The organism is Burkholderia sp. SRS-25 (genome assembly GCF_004343765.1).
GTDB classification, from domain to species: domain Bacteria; phylum Pseudomonadota; class Gammaproteobacteria; order Burkholderiales; family Burkholderiaceae; genus Burkholderia; species Burkholderia contaminans.
This window is the reverse complement of sequence record NZ_PTXM01000032.1, coordinates 51013-68321: the sequence shown is the minus strand read 5'-3', so window position 1 is coordinate 68321 and position 17309 is coordinate 51013. Positions and strand designations below refer to the sequence as shown.

Genomic DNA, 17309 nt, shown 5'->3' with positions numbered 1-17309 from the left:
GTACCGGTAAAGTTTGTTTGACGAATGCAGGTACGGGGGGTGGGCGGGATTATTGTTGGGGGGGGCGGCGCGTTTGTCTCTCAGAAAAGATGAGCGCATGGACGAAGGGGGCGTATGACGTGCGTGGTCGTACGGTCCGGCGGCCGCGCGATTTCGTGGGCGATCGGCGGGATGCTCGGCAACTTCATCGGCAGCATCGCCGCGGGCTGGACGACGCTCGTGCAGGGATGGATCCTGTTTATGGGAATCGCGCTGGCCGGTCTGCTGGCATTCTGCCGGCCGCGGCGGAAATAGCCGGGGCTACCCGCGCCGCTGAACCCGCGCCTTCGCACACTTGAACCACAGCCGCATCGCACCGACACCACCCGCGACCGTAATCCGCGGCAACAGGAACCGATCGTCGTACGCATCCGCGCAGCCGCGTCGGGTTGTCGTCGCGTTCCGGTAACCCGCGGCGGCGACCTGGTCGCGCACGCGCGGATCCAGGTCGCCGTACGGGTAGCAGAACGATTCGACCGGCTGGCCGCTGAACGCCTCGAGCCGCCGCTTCGATTCGATGATCTGAACCTCCGACACATGTGCCGGCACGTGCGACAGCGCGACGTGATCGAGCGTATGCGAACCGATTTCATGGCCGTGATCGCGCCATGCGAGCATGTCCGCGAACGTCATCAGCGGCGAGCGGTTGGTATCGGCACCTGCATCCCAGTCGTTCTCGCGGCCGAACCGGCCGGCGACGAAGTAGCAGGTCGCGGTGAAGCCGAGCGCGTCGAGCACGGGCATCGCATGCGTCAGCACGTTGAGAAAGCCGTCGTCGAACGTAATGCCGAAGACCTTCCCGCTGCGCTCGCCGCGCAGGTACGGCTGCAGTTCGCGCACGCTCACGCCGCGATAGCCGAGCCGCCTGAACAGCATCATCTGGCGGCGGAACGCATCGGGCGCCACGCTCAGGCTGCGCAGCCGGTCGGTCGGCGGCGGCAGCGTGCGGACCTGGTGATACGTCAGGATCGGGTAGCGCGAGGCGGGCAGCAGCATGAGCGGGTCGCGGGAACGGGGAGTTACGCGGCCTTGCGGAAGATCCGCAAGGTCTTGAAGTCGCCGATTTCGACGAAGTCGGCATTCGCCGCCCATTGCTCGATGATCGGCTCGGCCTTCCGGTACGCCGACGAGCCCTTGTAGAACAGCAGGTGGCCTTCGCGTGCGGTATGGCGTGCGAACAGGTCGAGCACTTCGGCGTCGGTCTTCGCGCCGTAGCGGCTGTTCGTCTCGTCGCGGAATTCGCACAGATGGAACAGCGTGACGACGTCGAACGCCGGCAGCAGGTCCGAATTGCTCGTATAGATGTCACCGAAATAGGCCAGATAGGTCTTGCTTACTTCCGGTTGTCGCGTGACGAGATCGACGTACGACTTGTATTCCTTCGGCGACGCGGTCACGCCGAAGACGGTGTTGTTCAGGTGCTGCCGCGCGCATTCCACGCCGACATGATGATGGCCGCCGGTGCCGAAGTGATAGATGCGGATGCCGTTGAGGCGCGCGGCTTCCAGCCATTCGACGAAGTGCACGTCGCACGGGCACTCCTGCGTGCGCAGATCCCAGTACTTCTTCCAGATGTTCATTGCCATTAAACGGACCTCAAGGATGTCACCCAACGATTGGGGTTGTGGCGAATCGATTTCTGATAGACGGACAGCGTCGCATCGATGAATCGTTCGAACGAGAATTCGCGCTTGCCCTTCAGCCGCGCGCTGCGTCCCATCGCGCGCACGCACGCGGGCTCGCGCACGATCGCGCGCAGGATTTCCCCGATCGCTTCAGGCTCGCGCGGCGGGACGACCCAGCCGTCCACGCCCGGCTCGACGTTCTCGGGCAGCCCGCCCACGCGCGTGACGATCGCGGGGCAGCCGAGCGACATCGCTTCGCGGCACGCATACGACAGGCTCTCGTGGTACGACAGCACGAACGACACGTCGATGATCGAGAACGGTGTCCGCACGTCGTCGAGGCGGCCGGTGAACGCGGTGCGCGCGGCCATGCGGTGCAGCGCGATCTGCTCGCGTTGCTCGGCGGTCGGCTCCGCGCCGACCAGCAGCACGCGAAACCGCTCGCGCTCGTGTTCGGGCAGGCGGCCCAGCGCCGCGATCAGGTCCATCCAGCCTTTTTCCGGCGCGGTGCCGGCGCTGCTGCCCAGCACGATCGCGTCCGCGGCGGACGGCCCGAACAACGCGATCTTGCGGCGCCGGATTTCGTCACTGGCGAGTCGTTCGGCGGCCTGCCGGCGCACGCCGTGCTTCACGACCGTGACGTTTCCGTACGGTGACCGCAGCGCGAGCATGCCCGCCACGTAGTCGCTGACCGCGATCGTATGATCGGTGGCGAGGCGTGCGCGCAGCACGTTGCCGAAGCTGTCGGCACGATAGGTGTTGTGCTTGGTGAGCACGACGGCAGGCCGATACCGGCAGCCGAGCAGCGCAAGCATCACCTGCCGGTGATCGGCGGAGCCGTTCACATGGATGACGTCGAAGCGCTCGGCGACGATCTGCTGGCGCAGCCGGACGATTTCCTGCCACAGCCGGTTCCAGCGCGGCTTGAATTCCATGTCGAAGATGGCCACGTCGGGGCTGTCGCTCAACAATCTCGACAAGCGGCTGCCTTCCGGCGACGCGACGGTCACGCGATGATGCCGGCTCATCGCGGCAGCGAGATCACGGACGTAGGTGTCCTGGCCGCCGCCGTAGTCGCCGTGGAAGTTGGTATACAGAATGTTCATCACGATGCCGCCTTTCCTCGATCATTCATTGGGCAGGACTGCTGAGAAAATGAGCGCGTCCGCCTGTTGAAAGCAATGACTCGAACCTGGTCCCGCGTTGCCGATGCGCGATTGCGCATCGACGCCCGGGCAGGGCGTCACCGCGAATCGTTTCAAAATATTACATAAGCATTACGTGCCGTAGTGTCAATGTCTGCGCATCTTTGTGAGGATGTGTCGCGATCGTTCACGGTCTCGTCACGCAATGCGATGCTGCCGGGGAGGACGGAGGGGGCCGGTGGCGCGGTTTGCCGTCGCCGGGCGGCGCGTGAACCGTGGCAAGCCCGGCGCGACCGGCAATGTGGCTCGATTACCCGCCTGGTTGCGCAGGAAGCGGGCCGGATCGCGACAAAACCCGACTTTTCGGCGACATCCGGACGGAGATCAACCCGGGCGACTTTCAGATTTGAAAGCCTGGCGGCCATTTGCGTTAGAATGCCCCCCCTTGTCCGCCGTGGCGATCGCCAAAGGTGGACTTGTCGCACCCAGAGAGACGTGGGTTTCGATTCGTAGCCGGGCGCGGAAGATGTGCCAGCCGTTAGCAACATACGCTTTGTGATTTGGATTACTAATGAAGAAGAAGCACAACATCACCAAGTACATCGTTGTCGCGATGATTCTTGGAATCGCAGTGGGTTACGCCTGTCATAGCGCGTTTCCCGACCCGAACATGGCGAAGGAGGTCGCCGGCTACGTATCGTTGCTGTCCGACATATTCCTGCGCCTGATCAAGATGATCATCGCGCCGCTGGTATTCGCGACGCTGACCGTCGGGATTGCGCAGATGGGCGACGGCAGCGCAGTCGGCCGCGTCGGCGTCAAGGCGTTCGGCTGGTTTTTCATTGCGTCGTTCACGTCGTTGCTGCTCGGCCTGCTGACCGCAACGATCCTGCAACCGGGCAGCCATCTGAGCTTGCCGTTGCCGGCGTCCGATGCGTCCCTCGGCCTGAAGACGGGCGCCTTCACGCTGAAGGATTTCGTGGTCCACCTGGTGCCGAAGTCGATCGCGGAAGCGATGGCGAACAACGAAATCCTGCAGATCGTCGTCTTCTCGATCTTCTTCGGCACGGCGCTGTCCGCGCTCGGCGAGTCGGGCAAGCGCCTGACCGGCGTGATCGACGATCTCGCACAGGTGATGCTGAAGGTGACGGGCGCGGTGATGTGGTTCGCGCCGGTCGCGGTGTTCGCGGCGCTGGCGTCGACGATCACGACCCAGGGGCTCGGCATCCTGCTCACGTTCGCGAAGTTCATGGCGAGCTTCTATCTGGCCCTGGCGCTGCTGTGGGGCGTGCTGACGCTCGCCGGCGTGACGTTCCTCGGCAAGCGTGCGTTCACGCTGATCCGGCTGATCCGCGAGCCGTTCCTGCTGTCGTTCGCGACGGCGAGTTCCGAAGCCGCGTATCCGAAGCTGCTGGACGCGCTCGACCGCTTCGGCGTGAACCGCAAGATCTCGAGCTTCGTGCTGCCGATCGGCTATTCGTTCAACCTCGACGGCTCGATGATGTACTGCACGTTCGCGGTGCTGTTCATCGCGCAGGTGTATGGCATTCATCTGCCGCTGGGCACGCAGATCACGATGCTGCTGATGCTGATGGTCACGTCGAAGGGGATGGCGGGCGTGCCGCGCGCGTCGCTGGTCGTGATCGCGGCGACGCTCAACCAGTTCAACATGCCCGAAGCCGGGTTGCTGCTGATCATGGGCGTCGACATGTTCCTCGACATGGGGCGCTCGGCCACCAATGCGGTCGGCAACTCGATCGCGGCGGCCGTGGTCGCGAAGTGGGAAGGGCAGCTCGATGATCCGCGCGACGACAACGATCCGGACAATGGACGCGCGATGAAGGTGAAGGTGCCGGAGACCTCGGCATCGGCATGACGTGCAGCAGTGCGGCAGCGCAGCGATAGTGGCGCGTTGCCTGCTTCCCGGTAGTGGATAATCGCCGGCCTGGATTCGAAACGGATTCAGGCCGGCGATTTGTTTTGGGGCGACGATTCCGTCTTGAATGCGGTCGTTTTCCACGATTCCCTGATTCCCCGATTGATACTTGGCGCTCGCCGTTTCAATCGCAGCCGTTGAACACGCGGCGATATTCCCGCAAACAGGCATGCGCCTGATTTTCCTGATCCCCGCTTCGACGTGTAAGTGACCATTCACTGTCGCGCAGCCGCGCTCGCCGCCGGCGTGCTTGGGTGTCACGGTCGATGCCATCAAAGCTGAATTCGTGAAAAGCGCAATGGCGCGAACGATTCGCAATTTTTTTCGATTTATATAACGCTATTCTCGCGCTGCGCATTATCGAACGCATGCAGCACGTAATACCGACTGCGCCGGATGATTCAGGGGAAGAATTTACGCATCACGGTTTTCGAGCCGTCCGGCCGGCCCTTCATGTGAATGTTCGCACCATTCAGGAGAGCATCCGTCATGGTCGCCAGACAACGATTTCAGGCTGCGCTTCTCGCCGCGGCGATCGCCGCGATGACCCCCGCCGTTCACGCAGGCAACACCACCGACTGGCTGGCGAATACGTATGGCACGCTCGCGGCCCATGTCGGCAACGTCGCGCGCGCGATGTGGGTGGCGCCCGAAGGCGTGATCTATACGGCGTCGATGTGGGACGAGGACGAAGGCGGCGTCGCGATCTACCAGAACGGCAAGAGCGTCGGCTCGATCGGCACGCACTCGGAGTTCCAGGGCAGCGCGATCACCGGTAACGCGACGTCGCTGTTCGTTGCGCTGCAACCCGGCAAGACGTACGGCAGCGGCGCGGTGGGACGCTACAACCGCGCGACGAAGTATCGCGACCGCGTCATCCAGGTCAGCGCGGCGACCAATCAGCCGCGCATCGACGTCGTCACCGGGCTCGCGACGGCCGGCTCGCTGCTCTATGCGAGCGACTTCTACGGCAATCGCGTGCGCGTGTTCACCACCGACGGCGTGTGGCAGCGCGACATCAGCGTATCGGCGCCCGGCGCGCTCGCAGTGGATGGCGCGGGCAACGTGTGGATCGCGCAGAAGGGTGCGGGCGCGATCGTCGGCTTCAGCCCGGCCGGTGCGCTGCTGAATACGATCCGGATGCCGGCCGGGTCGCAGCCGTCGGCGCTGTTCTTCGATGCGGCAGCCGGCCAGCTGCTGGTGGGCGACGAAGGGCCGGACCAGAACATCAAGCGCTATACGGTGGCGGGCCGACCCGCGCTGGCCGGCACGTTCGGCGTGCGCGGCGGCTATCTCGACACGACGACGGGCATCAAAGGGCAGGTCGGTGCGAAGCGCTTCACGCGCATCGTCGGGATCGGCAAGGACACCGGCGGCAATCTCTATGTGCTCAACAATCCGTGGGGCGGGAGCTGGGATCTCGGCCGCAACGGCGCGACCGACATCCATGCGTACAGCAGCACCGGCAGCCTGCGGTGGACGCTGCAGTCGCTGAACTTCGAAGGGATCGCCGCGCCGGACCCGGTTACGGACGGCGCGCTGTTCTATGGCGGCACGCATGTGTACAGCGGCAGTGCGGGCGGCAAGTTCGTCGCGAACACCGTCGATCCGTTCACGTATCCGGCCGATCCGCGCATCAACATGAGCGATACGCAGCGCGACGAGCATTTCGGGTTGCTCACGTCGGTGGGCGCGAACCGGATTCTCGTTGCGGCGGGCCAGAATCCGCCCGTCTTCTACTTCTTCCACTTCAACGCGGCGAACGGCTATATCGCGATTCCGGACGGCTCGATCCCGGGCCCCGCGTTCAATACGACGCGGCGCGTGACGAGCGGCTTCAGCATCGACAGCAAGGGCGGCGTGTGGGCCGGCCTCGACAAGACCGGCGCGATTACCCACTACCCGCTGACCGGTTTCGACGCGAGCGGCAAGCCGTCGTGGGGAGCGGGCGTCGCGACCCGCGTGCCCGACAGCATCCAGCCGCTCACGCGCATCGTCTATCTCGCGGACAGCGACACGATGGTGCTCGCTCAGGGCGCCATCGGGAGCAACGACTGGACGTCGATCGGCACGCGCATCGAGGTGTATCACGGCTGGAGCGCGGGCAACACGACGAAGCCCGACCCGGTGATCACGCTGCCGCACAGCGGCGCGAAATCGATCGATGCGGTGGGCAACCATCTGTTCGTCGGCTACTGGTTCAGCAGCAGCGGGCCGCTGTGGCCGAACGTCGATGCATTCAACCTCACCACCGGCAATCTCGACACCACGCTGGTCAATGCGAGCCCCGCGACCGTCGATACCAGCAGCGCGATCGACGCGATGTACAGCATTCGCGCATACCGCCGGTCGAACGGCGAGTATGTGGTGATGAAGAACAACGTGAAAGGGAACAGCATCACCGTGTACCGGTGGACGCCCTGACGTTGATGACGCATGCGCGGCCGCCTCGACCACGGTCGGCGGCCGGGCTCGCGAAGCCGTGATGTGATTCATCGCGATTTCGCGGGATTTCCATCGCGTTTCCACACAATTTCCACATCACGCGTTCGTAATGACCGGCGTGCGCAACGCGCGCCGCACCGCCCGCCGGGCGGCTGTCCTGAACCTCCCGACGCGAAAAACCCGATACGGGCACAATGACAGCGGCGTCGGCGGCACCGCGCGTGCGCACGACGATGAACCGAATCGACTGAATGTTTGCACCGGCGCATTGCCGCGCCGGTGAATTTGCGCGGCAACCCCTGCCGCGTTTTTTGAGCCGAAGTGACGAAAAGATGAAGACGAAAACCACACCGAACCGCCTGTTGCTGATCGCTGTGCTGGCCGGCGCGCTGAGCGGGACTGCCCACGCAGAGACGGCGCCGGCCGCGGCGACCGTTGCGACGGTCAACGGCACGCCGATCACGCAGGCCGACGTCGATACGCTGCTGCGCGCGTCCGGGCAACCCGACTCGCCGCAGATCCGCCAGGCGATCAAGAATCAGCTGATCACGCGTGTGCTGGTTCAGCAGGCCGCCGAGAAGGCGAACTACGGCGACAAGCCCGAGGTCAAGGCAGCGGTGCAGCAGGCGAAAACGAATGCCGAAGTGCAGCTTTACCTGCGCGACAACGTGAAGCCCGAGCCGGTAACCGAAGAACAGGTCAAGGCGCGCTACGACGAACTCGTGGCCGCGCTCGGCAAGAACGAGTACAAGCCGCGCCTGATCGTCGTCCAGGATCCGGTGACGGCCGCGACGGTGCTCAGCGAGCTGAAGGCGGGCAAGTCGTTCGAAGGGCTCGCGCGTCAGTACAGCATGGCGCCGAGCCGCGATACCGGCGGCGAGTTGCCGTGGGTGAGCTTCCACACGCCGGCGACGGAAGGCAAGACGTCCGGCTTGCCGCTGCCGGTCGCGCAGGCGCTCGAGAAACTGAAGGTCGGTGCGGTGACGAACGATTCGATCCCGGTCGACGGCGTGCGGGCAATCGTGAAGCTGGATGCGAAGCGGCCGACGCAGGTGCCGGGCTTCGCGACCGCGAAGCCGGCGCTTCAGCAGCAACTGCAGGCGGCTGCGGTGGAGAAGGCGAGTGCGCAGATGATCGGCAACTTGCTGAAGGACGCGAAGATCACGCAGTAATGCGGTAGCTTCAAAACGCCGGACGTCACGCGCGCCAGACCATGCTCGCGCTCGTTTCGGTGTCCGATTCGCTGCGGAAGCCGAGCCGTTCGTAGAGCCGCCGCGCCGGGTTGCCGTGCAGCACGCTGAGCGACACCGGCACGTGTGCGCGTGCCGCGTCGTTCAGGAGCGCGCTCAGCACGGCTTCGCCGATGCCCCGGCCCTGATGCGCCGGGAGGATCTGGATCTGGTGCACGTGCCACTCGTCGGTGGCGCGTGTCACCTTCAGCAAGCCGATGGCGTCATCGCCTTCGCAGACGATCATCGCATCGTCGAAATGCGCGCGGATGCGCTGGTCGTGCGCTTCGTCATCGGACGGCATGCCGGCGCGTTGCAGGTGCTCGGTCATCGTGAGCCGGCGCAGGTTCAACAGGAACGGCAGGTCGGCGGCAGACGCCGGGCGCAGGCGGATTGCGTGTGTCATCGTGCGGAGGCGTTCGTTCGGGGAGGCGGGATCGTCGACGGGAAGGTCGAACCCCGCAGCGAATCATTACCGATGGCGGGCAACCGGTCAAAGGGCGCAGCGCTGCATCCGGCACGCATGGGCGGCCGGCCCACAGGCTTTGCAGGCTACCGGTCGTGTAAGCGAGCCGCCACGGGATCCCCGCCTTGTCGAGCGCATCGATGCCGGCCTTGCGGAACGGGTACGGCGGCTTGTACAGCGCGAGATCCAGCGGCGTGCCGGCGCGCGGGCGCCGACACGCGCATGATCACGCTGCCGGGGCACGGCACGCGCCCCGACGATCTGGTCGTCGTGCGCGCGGAAGCGTGGCTCGACGCGGTGACCGAGCAGTATCGCGCGCTGGAAAACGAGTACGACACGCTGCGTGTCGCGGGCATGAGCATGGGTGCGCTGGTCGCGCTGCAGCTGCGTCATCGCGTGCTGCATGCGCGCGAGGACGAACTGACGAGCCTGCGCTCGGCCGATTTCCTGCTCGAGAAAATGCCCGACGCGCGGGATCGTGCTGGAGAACAGCTATCACATGATCTGCGCGGACAACGATCGCGACGACGTCGCGCGCCACGTGCTCGACTTCTTCGGGTTCGATCCGGTGCATGCGGTGGGGCCCGGCGATGGCGCGCCGGATGGGGCGGCTGGAATCCTGACGGCGACGTGCCCGGCTCGGGATGCCCGATATCCGCTGCCCCCGGGAACGCATCGGGTCACGCATGCGTAACGGGGTGTGGCGAATTCATGCCGTTTCCGTCGCTCGTCGCGCCAGCAGGGCCGATGCGGCCAACTGGGCGCGTACCGCATCGATGGCTGTGTCGCTCGGCGCAAGACCTTCGAGGTAGATGAAATCGACCGTCGACAGGCCGATGACGGCCAGCACCTGCTTCAGGTACGGAGTCAGGAAATCGGGCTGCCGCGCCGCTGCGCCGGTGCAGACGCCGCCTGAGCGTACCAGCACGAGCACGGGGCGATCGGCGAGCAGGCCGAACTTGCCTTCCGGCGTGGCCGTGAACGTGCGGCCGATACGCAGCACGAAATCGATCCACAACTTCAGCGCGGCAGGTACCGTGAAGTTGTGCATCGGTGTGCTGATCAATACGCCGTCGCTGTGTTCCACTTCCGCGATCAGTTGTTCGGAGTACGTCAGTGCGGGATCGGAATCCGGCTGCCTCGCGACCACCGCACGCGCATAGTCGGCCGACAGCGAAGGCAATCCGGGCTGACCGAGGCTGCGCGACACGACCCGCGCATCGGGGCGGGCCGCCCGCCATTGCGCGATGGCTTCGTGCGCAATGCGTGCGCCCAGCGAATGACTGCCATGCGGACTGGCATCGACAAAAAGAAGGTTGTTCATTGGAGCGCCTGTAGAGACTGACTGAAATGCATGCCGCGGGACAGCAGCCCCTGGCGGAAATAGAAACGCTGCGCGAGCGCGTTGGAGAGCCCGGTATCGAGTACGAGGTGTCCGCAGCCGTGTTGCCGCGCGTCGTCGCGCACCGCATCGAGCAGCCGCTCGCCCAGCCGTTGACTGCGCGCGTGTGCGGTCGCGACCAGGTCGTCGACATAGACGAAGCGCCCGTACAGCGTGTTTTCGAGGTGACGGTATCCCGCCAGCGCGACGACCGCGCCGTCCGGGCTGCCGTGCCGTGCGGCCAGCAGCACATAGCCTTGTTCGCCCTGGCGGCGCATCTGCTGCACGAACGCATCGGCATCGGTCAGGTGCGGGCGCAGCTCGCGCATCACGTCGAACGTCGACCGGTAATCCGCGTCCGTCACGGCGCGCTTCAAATGGATCTCTGGCATCACGATTGCTCCACGGTAACGTCGTTACTGTACGAATCGGATGACGTATCCTGAAGGTCCAAAAAGTGACTATTTGACTGGGACATGAAATTCGACGATCTGATGCCGGACCGTCATCTCGACATGCCGGTCTATCGGCAACTGGTCCGGCGCTTCCGCGATGCGATCGAGACGGGCAAGCTGGCGCCGGGCAAGCGCGTGCCGTCGGTACGGAGCCTGGCCAGCGAACTCGATCTGGCACGCGGCACCGTCGAAGCGGCCTATCAGATCCTCATCGGCGAAGGGTACCTGGTCGCGCGCGGGCCGGCCGGCACCGTCGTGTCGCCCCAGCTGCCGGATGGCCGGCAACCGCGCGCCGCGGCGCCCCGGCCGGACGAACCGCCGCGCGGCGATCCGGCGAAGAGCGGACCGAAGCCGTTCCAGATGGGCGTTCCCGCGCTCGATGCGTTTCCGCGCATGCCGTGGATACGGCTCACGGGGCGTCATGTGCGGGCGATGGCGACCCCGTCGCTGGACTACGCGCCGCCTCAGGGGCACGACGGGCTGAGGCGTGCGCTGTCCGCCTATCTCGGCGTGTCGCGCGGCATCGACTGCACGGCCGGGCAGATCTTCATCACCGCAGGGTATCGCGGTGCGCTGGACCTGATCTGCCGGACCTTGCTGCGTCCCGGCGACACCGGCTGGTTCGAGGATCCCGGTTATATCCACGCACGCCGCCTGCTCGAGCACGCGGGGATGCGGCTCGTGCCCGTGCCGGTCGACGAAGACGGCCTGTGCGTGGAGGCGGGGCTGCGCCGGGCGGCCGATGCACGTTTTGCCGTGGTGACCCCGGCCCATCAAAGCCCGCTCGGTGTCGCGCTGTCGCTGCCGAGACGCCTGGCCTTGCTCGACTGGGCTCGTCAGCAGCGGGCCTGGATCGTCGAGGATGATTACGACAGCGAATTCCGTTACCACGGCCGCCCGCTGCCCGCGCTCAAGAGCCTGGATCGCCACCACCGCGTGCTTTACACCGGATCGTTCAGCAAGGTGCTGTATCCGGGCTTGCGGCTGGGCTATCTCGTCGTTCCCGACGAGCAGGTCGCCGCCTTTCGCGATACCGCCGGATGGCTCGGCGGGAGCGGCCAGATGCTGATGCAATCGGTCGTCGCCGATTTCATGGAGCAAGGGCATTTTGCGCGCCACCTGAAGAAAATGCGTGCGCTTTACGCCGCCCGCCGCGCGTGGCTGATCGATGCGCTGGGCAAGGTCTTCGGCGATACGCTGGATATCCCGCCCCGCGCGGGCGGCCTGCATGTGGTGGCCTACTGGCGCACGGCGGTCGACGATCGCGCCGTCGCACGCATGGCCGACCTGCAGGGCTTTTCCATCCAGCCGCTGAACGACTGGAGCCCGGGCGGCCGGTTGGCGCCCGGCATGCTGCTCGGTTTCACGAACCTGACGTCGGCGCAGCAGGCGTTGACGCTGGTTCGACGCTTGTATCGGCTCGTTTGCGGGTGAAGCGGGTGTGGTGGATTATGCAGCCGTGGGGTGCTGGAGTGTGTGCGGCTGGTGCCGTGGGTTTGCGACTGTGGGACCGATTTACTGCGACTGTTCTACGCATTGTCGAAAACACCCCGTGATGTCGTCGTCCGGATTCATGCCTCATGGGTGGCCAGCACCGTGCTTTTCCGACTTTCGGCCGGGTCGAAGTAACGAGCCTGGCTCGTATCTCCGACGGCGGCTCCCGGCCATGATCTGCCGGTGACAAGACGAAGAAGCGGTCATTCAACATTTGATACGAGCGGTGACTGTAAGCAGCTGAATTTCTCTGAGGGGACGCTTTCGATGAAAACGCCGACATCGGCTACACAGACCTCATTGAAAACCTGTCGTCATAGGGAAAGTGATCGACGCTATCCTTGGTAACGGTAACAAAACAACGGCTCACGAGGAGTTCCATGCGCTCCTTCGGCGACAGCCCTTCTTCGTTGCGCGATTCTGCGTGAAGGTCCAAAAGATCAACCGCGCCATCGACATTAAAGTAGAAGGTGTCGCCCAGGTGGTAATCGCGCCTAAAGGAAGTTCGCCATGACGAGTTATGCCCCCACCCGTGGGCGAGGTCGTGGTGCGGTCGTGTCTTTCTGCGAAAAGCCCAATAGAGAGTAGACGTGCCAGCGACCTCTGGGTGCATGACGCTGGAGTTTGCAGATAGAGTGACGCCTGCACGCATCAATAGAAGAGGACCGAGCATCAGGCATGGCCAGTGATATTTGACAATTTGAGGTGACTGAGCCGCCCCGGAGGGGCGAGATAGCGCGGCGATCTCGTGATGGAACGGCGAATATCTATCGGGACGCACGACATCCAAGCCGATGCGTTCGGAGAAGCACACGATCTCATCCTCCGAGATGGCGGGACCAGGCCACTCACTTCCATCGGCTTGTCCACTCTGGAAACGAAGCACTAGAAGCTCGAAAACGCGACTTGCTGCGTAGAGCAACCAGCGTTCGTCTTCGGGTACATTCGGAATAGGTCTGCCGGTTCTTAAGCGAATGGATCGGAGCCGTTCGATTTCGGCAGGATTCCCCTCTATCCAAGGAGTCAGCACATCGACGAAAGCTGCCTGGTCGTGGTATGCGAGCAACTCGTCATGAAGGGCTCGAAATGACATATGGAAATACTCGCATCAAGGGGCTTGACGTAATCAGGACCGCGATAAATCACAGAGCATACCGGGTGCTCCTGCTTTGCAAGACCGACGCTGAATCAAAGCCGTAAGTACACTTGCATACACATTGTATGCCGGGGAACCGCACGGACTTGTCGCATGAGTGCGGAGGTCCTGAATGAACGCTTTAAAGCCCCTTTCTGGAAAGCCGCTTCGGGTCGGCTGCAGTCAACCGGGCGCTACGAAATCCCCTTACGTTGGCGCCGCAGTGGACCAATTACACGAACTCTGACTCCCAGCCCCGGCATCGGTGGCGCGACTGGACGCAAGTCGCTGATTCTCTGCACACACTGCTGCCAATACTCTGTCGACCTGCGGCATCGGCTGCCCGAGCCGCACACGCCGATCATCGTCGACCGTGATGCCGGGCCGAGCCGATGCCGCTACCCCGCCTCCGGCCGCCGTGCGATCCGCGCGCGGGTGGCCGGCGACGCGAGACACGTGGCCACCGCTTCGTAGCCCGGTGCGCCGGGGTACGGTGCGACGCGGGCCGGCGGGCTATGGTTCGCGGGACACAGAATGATCGCTTCGTCGGGCCCGACGGCCGACAGGTCCAGCACGGCCGACGAGCGGGTCAGCATGAACAGCGGCCGCATGCCGCCGGCTCCGGCACGCTGGCGAAGGCACGCAATCAGCGCCTCCTGCGTGGGCTGGTCGAGATCCTGTTCGATCATGTCCACGACCAAAGCGCCGGTGCCGTCCGCCTCGAGGCCGGCGAGCAGGATGGTGAGCGCCGGGGACGGCGTGGCGCCTTCGTCGGCGAGCCATGCTGACGTGCGTTCGACGCGCGTCTTCAGCGCCGGATCGGCCCGTAACGCGGCGAAGGCCGCCACGCCGCCATCTTCCAGCCGGTCCAGCCCGATGAACGCGGCGCCGGGCAATGCCTCGGCCAGCCGATGCGCGAGCCGGGTTTTGCCGCTGCCCAGCGAACCGATGATGTAGTTCAGCGGACGGATATCGCGAAATTCGAACCATTCGCCGGCCCACGGCCAGGGGAGGCTGAACGCAACGCCTGCGGTGGCCGCCGGAGCGAGCAGGCGCGTCAATTCGCCGTCGTCGGGCATTCGGCCGCGCGCGAGATCGGCGCGGACCGCGCGAACCCTGTCGACCTTGCCGACCAGATCCTGAATACCGCTTTCGAGCGCCGCTTCATGCGTGGCCAATGCGTCGCTCAAGCTGCGGGCGTCGCCGCCCAGCACGTTCGCGACCTGGGCCAGGCTCAGGCCGAGCGCGCGAAGCGCCGCGATTTCGGCCGCACGCGCCAGATCGTCCGGGCCATAGGCCCGGTATCCGGCCACCGTTCGTCCGGGCGTAACCAGTCCTTGCCGCTCGTACAGCCGCAGTGCCTTGGCCGATACGCCGAGCCGCATAGCGGCTTCCGATGCGCTCAGGCCGCGCGTGACATCGCTCATGGGTCACCTTCGGGTCGTCGATTCGTGACGACGAGCATAAAGGCGATCCCAAGGGCCGGGTCAAGCGCGACAACGCGCGAATCGACGAAGACGCATGCCGCGCCGCGCGTCAGTCGGCGGCCGCGAACTCTTCGCGCAACACGCGATACAGCCGCCGGTAGCGTGCGAGCCGCCCCGCCAGCAGATCGGCCGTGGCGGCGTCGGGCGCGACCGTCTCCGTGACGGGCGGCGCGACGCAGACTTCCGCGAGCGGGTCGTCCGTTGCGGCGAGGCGTGCAAGCCGCGCCGCGCCGAGTGCCGCACCGACCGCGCCGTCCGCATGGCGCTGCATCGCGAGGCCAGTCGCATTCGCGCACAGCCGCGCCCAGAACGCGCTCTTCGAACCGCCGCCGATGAACGACACCGCGTCGAGCGTCGTGCCGGCCGCGCGCAACGCGTCGTAGCCGTCCGCCATCGCGAACGCGACGCCTTCCATCACCGCATACGCGAGATCGTCCGCGTCGTGCTCGTTGGACAGCCCGAAGAACACGCCGCGCGCATGCGCGTCGTTGTGCGGCGTGCGCTCGCCGCCGAGATACGGCAGGAACAGCGGCGCGCGGGCCGGTTTCGCGCGTTCGGCGCGTGCAGCGAGCTCGCCGGCGGTCGTGCCGTGCGCACGGGCGAGCCAGTCGAGGCTCGCGGCGGCCGACAGGATCACGCTCATCTGGTGCCAGCGCCCTTCGACGCAATGGCAGAACGCGTGCACGGCCGCATCCGGGTTCGGCGCGAAGCGGTCGTTGCCGGCGAACAGCACGCCCGACGTGCCGAGCGACAGGAAGCCGCTGCCGGCGCCCGTGACGCCCATGCCGATCGCGGAGGCCGCGTTGTCGCCGGCGCCGCCGGCGATCGTCACGGGCCCCGCGATGCCCCATTCGCGCCGCAGCGCGTCACGCAGCTGCGCGGCGGGGGCGTTGCCCTCGACGAGGCGCGGCATCTGCGCGCGCGACAGCTCGGTCGCGGCGAGCATCCGGTCGGACCAGTCGCGGCGCGCGCAGTCGAGCCACAGCGTGCCCGATGCATCGGACATCTCGGACACGAATTCGCCGGACAGGCGCCAGATCAGGTAGTCCTTCGGCAGCAGCACCTTGTGCACCGCGCGGAACACGGCGGGTTCGTATTTCGCGAGCCACAGCAGCTTCGGCGCGGTGAAGCCGGGCATCGCCATGTTGCCGGTGATCGCGCGCGATTCCGGCACCAGCGCCTCGAGTTCGACGCACTCGGTGCCGGCGCGCGTATCGTTCCACAGGATCGCGGGGCGCAGCACCTGGTCCGCGCGATCGATCAGCGTCGCGCCGTGCATCTGCCCCGAGAGCGCGATGCCGCGCAGCGCGGCGAAGCCGGCCGGATGCGCGGCGCGCACCGCCGCGATCGCATCGAGCATCGCGTGCCACCACGCCTGCGGGCTCTGTTCCGACCAGTGCGGATGCGGGCGGCTGATCGACAGCGCGGCCGAGCCGGACGCGAGCGGGACCGAACGGGAATCGGTGAGGAGAACCTTGACCTCGGACGTGCCGAGATCGATGCCGAGAAATGTCACGTGTGAAGCATCCTGTCTGGGGCGCGCTGCGGCGCACGCCGAAGCGGCGGCGCGTCGTCGCGGCCGTGCGGTTCGTTGAGCCGGTGCAGCGCGCGGAACCTCGACGGCGGCACCTGCTTCATCGCGAGAAACTGACGGTTGAAATTCGACAGGTTGTTGAAGCCAACCCGGTAGCAGATGTCGGTCACCGTCAGGTCGGAAAACATAAGCAGCTCGCAGGCCTCGTTGATGCGCAGCCGGTTCAGGTAGCGCACGAACGACGAGCCGGTATGGCGGCGGAAAAACCGCGTGAAGGTGCTGACGCTCATCCCGGCGAACGCGGCGACGTCGGTCTCGCGCAGCATGCCGGGCAGGTTCTGCTGCAGGTACGACAGCACCTGGTTGATGGTCGACGACATGTAGTGCTGCGCGTCGCTGCGGTAGCCGGGGCCGGCGAGCACGCGCCGCTCGCGGCACGACGACAGCCGGTCGAACAGCGACATCAGGATCTCGACGCGCCGGCAGCCGTGCGCGTTCGCGAGTTCGAGCATCAGCGGCGCGACGTCGCGGCCGACGCGGTCGGGAAACTGCACGCCGCGCGCCGCATCGTCGATCAGGTCGATCACCGGCTGCAGCTCGCTGAACGCGCCGACCATCTTCTCGATCGCGTCGCGCGAGAACTGCAGCACGACGTCGCGCGACGGCACGCGTTCACCGTCGGGGAGCTCGCTGACCCAGTTGTGCGGCAGGTTCGGCCCCGTGATGATCAGGTTGCCGGGGCCGAAATCGCCGATGTGATCGCCGACGAACATCTTGCCGTGCGACGACTGGATCAGATGAATCTCGTACTCGGGATGGAAGTGCCACTTCGCGACCGAGTGCGGATAGTCGTGGATCCACGCGCGGAACGATTCGTCGCGGTGGGTGGGAACGATCTCGAGATCCGGGTTCATCGTGTGCTCCGTCGGGGGCGTGCC

16 protein-coding genes and 2 pseudogenes are annotated in these 17309 nt (G+C 65.5%); 6 read left to right on the top strand and 12 right to left on the bottom strand.

The window, feature by feature from the left end; all coding sequences use genetic code 11:
* The first annotated feature begins 171 nt into the window (after positions 1 to 171).
* Entirely contained in the window at positions 172 to 294 is a 123-nt protein-coding gene (locus tag C5O79_RS38885; RefSeq protein ID WP_257791822.1) for a hypothetical protein, read from the top strand.
* 6 nt (positions 295 to 300) lie between these two features.
* Here C5O79_RS38885 and C5O79_RS34440 read toward each other — a convergent pair whose 3' ends face one another.
* The 3 genes from C5O79_RS34440 to C5O79_RS34430 are packed head-to-tail and all read right to left on the bottom strand — an operon-like array spanning position 301 to position 2770.
* Positions 301 to 1035 carry a polysaccharide deacetylase family protein gene (locus C5O79_RS34440; RefSeq protein WP_046548878.1) on the bottom strand — a complete coding sequence of 245 codons (735 nt, stop codon included), beginning with the start codon at positions 1033 to 1035 and terminating at the stop codon, positions 301 to 303.
* A gap of 23 nt (positions 1036 to 1058) precedes the next feature.
* Positions 1059 to 1625, bottom strand: a complete 567-nt coding sequence (locus C5O79_RS34435; protein WP_226148281.1) for a hypothetical protein — start codon at positions 1623 to 1625, stop codon at positions 1059 to 1061.
* Positions 1625 to 2770, bottom strand: a complete 1146-nt coding sequence (locus tag C5O79_RS34430; RefSeq protein ID WP_046548879.1) for a glycosyltransferase — start codon at positions 2768 to 2770, stop codon at positions 1625 to 1627. The genes C5O79_RS34435 and C5O79_RS34430 overlap by 1 nt, the downstream gene beginning before the upstream one ends.
* 610 nt (positions 2771 to 3380) lie before the next feature.
* Here C5O79_RS34430 and C5O79_RS34425 point away from each other — a divergent pair.
* Positions 3381 to 4685 carry a dicarboxylate/amino acid:cation symporter gene (locus C5O79_RS34425; protein WP_039344431.1) on the top strand — a complete coding sequence of 435 codons (1305 nt, stop codon included), beginning with the start codon at positions 3381 to 3383 and terminating at the stop codon, positions 4683 to 4685.
* 549 nt (positions 4686 to 5234) lie between these two features.
* Positions 5235 to 7169, top strand: coding sequence for an SMP-30/gluconolactonase/LRE family protein (locus tag C5O79_RS34420; RefSeq protein WP_124648172.1), 1935 nt, complete (start codon positions 5235 to 5237; stop codon positions 7167 to 7169).
* On the opposite strand, the gene C5O79_RS34415 is transcribed toward C5O79_RS34420, so the two are convergent.
* Positions 7144 to 7539, bottom strand: a complete 396-nt coding sequence (locus C5O79_RS34415; protein ID WP_124618761.1) for a hypothetical protein — start codon at positions 7537 to 7539, stop codon at positions 7144 to 7146. The two genes, C5O79_RS34420 and C5O79_RS34415, sit on opposite strands and share 26 nt — an antisense overlap.
* Here C5O79_RS34415 and C5O79_RS34410 point away from each other — a divergent pair.
* On the top strand, positions 7523 to 8362 hold the full coding sequence (locus C5O79_RS34410) for a peptidyl-prolyl cis-trans isomerase (protein ID WP_124618760.1): 840 nt from the start codon (positions 7523 to 7525) through the stop codon (positions 8360 to 8362). The two genes, C5O79_RS34415 and C5O79_RS34410, sit on opposite strands and share 17 nt — an antisense overlap.
* 25 nt (positions 8363 to 8387) lie before the next feature.
* Here the strand turns inward: C5O79_RS34410 and C5O79_RS34405 are convergent, their stop codons facing one another.
* Together C5O79_RS34405 and C5O79_RS38735 are read right to left on the bottom strand one after the other, a co-directional pair.
* The gene (locus tag C5O79_RS34405) at positions 8388 to 8825 is read right to left on the bottom strand and encodes a GNAT family N-acetyltransferase (protein ID WP_124648170.1); all 438 of its coding nucleotides are present in this window, start codon (positions 8823 to 8825) and stop codon (positions 8388 to 8390) included.
* Positions 8826 to 8949: 124 nt separating this feature from the next.
* A pseudogene (locus C5O79_RS38735) lies at positions 8950 to 9096 on the bottom strand (LysR family transcriptional regulator); the annotation flags it as partial.
* On the opposite strand from C5O79_RS38735, the pseudogene C5O79_RS34395 reads away from it, so the two are divergent.
* Positions 9078 to 9508 (top strand): annotated as a pseudogene (locus C5O79_RS34395) (esterase); the annotation flags it as partial. The pseudogenes C5O79_RS38735 and C5O79_RS34395 overlap by 19 nt on opposite strands.
* Positions 9509 to 9594: 86 nt before the next feature.
* On the opposite strand, the gene C5O79_RS34390 reads toward C5O79_RS34395, so the two are convergent.
* Together C5O79_RS34390 and C5O79_RS34385 are read right to left on the bottom strand one after the other, a co-directional pair.
* Positions 9595 to 10209, bottom strand: a complete 615-nt coding sequence (locus C5O79_RS34390; protein ID WP_122474623.1) for an NAD(P)H-dependent oxidoreductase — start codon at positions 10207 to 10209, stop codon at positions 9595 to 9597.
* Positions 10206 to 10658 (bottom strand): GNAT family N-acetyltransferase, encoded by a 453-nt coding sequence (locus tag C5O79_RS34385; RefSeq protein ID WP_122474624.1) that lies wholly within the window; start codon positions 10656 to 10658, stop codon positions 10206 to 10208. The genes C5O79_RS34390 and C5O79_RS34385 overlap by 4 nt, the downstream gene beginning before the upstream one ends.
* A gap of 84 nt (positions 10659 to 10742) precedes the next feature.
* Here C5O79_RS34385 and C5O79_RS34380 point away from each other — a divergent pair, with 84 nt between their 5' ends.
* Positions 10743 to 12155, top strand: coding sequence for a PLP-dependent aminotransferase family protein (locus C5O79_RS34380; RefSeq protein ID WP_131932158.1), 1413 nt, complete (start codon positions 10743 to 10745; stop codon positions 12153 to 12155).
* A gap of 346 nt (positions 12156 to 12501) precedes the next feature.
* Here C5O79_RS34380 and C5O79_RS34375 read toward each other — a convergent pair whose 3' ends face one another.
* From C5O79_RS34375 to C5O79_RS34360, 4 genes are all read right to left on the bottom strand, one after another.
* Entirely contained in the window at positions 12502 to 13308 is an 807-nt protein-coding gene (locus tag C5O79_RS34375) for a hypothetical protein (RefSeq protein ID WP_131932156.1), read from the bottom strand.
* A gap of 440 nt (positions 13309 to 13748) precedes the next feature.
* The gene (locus C5O79_RS34370) at positions 13749 to 14777 is read right to left on the bottom strand and encodes a MerR family transcriptional regulator (RefSeq protein WP_122474626.1); all 1029 of its coding nucleotides are present in this window, start codon (positions 14775 to 14777) and stop codon (positions 13749 to 13751) included.
* 109 nt (positions 14778 to 14886) lie between these two features.
* Positions 14887 to 16353, bottom strand: a complete 1467-nt coding sequence (gene xylB / locus C5O79_RS34365) for a xylulokinase (protein ID WP_122474627.1) — start codon at positions 16351 to 16353, stop codon at positions 14887 to 14889.
* Positions 16350 to 17285, bottom strand: a complete 936-nt coding sequence (locus C5O79_RS34360; protein WP_046548888.1) for an AraC family transcriptional regulator — start codon at positions 17283 to 17285, stop codon at positions 16350 to 16352. The genes xylB and C5O79_RS34360 overlap by 4 nt, the downstream gene beginning before the upstream one ends.
* Positions 17286 to 17309 lie beyond the last annotated feature (24 nt).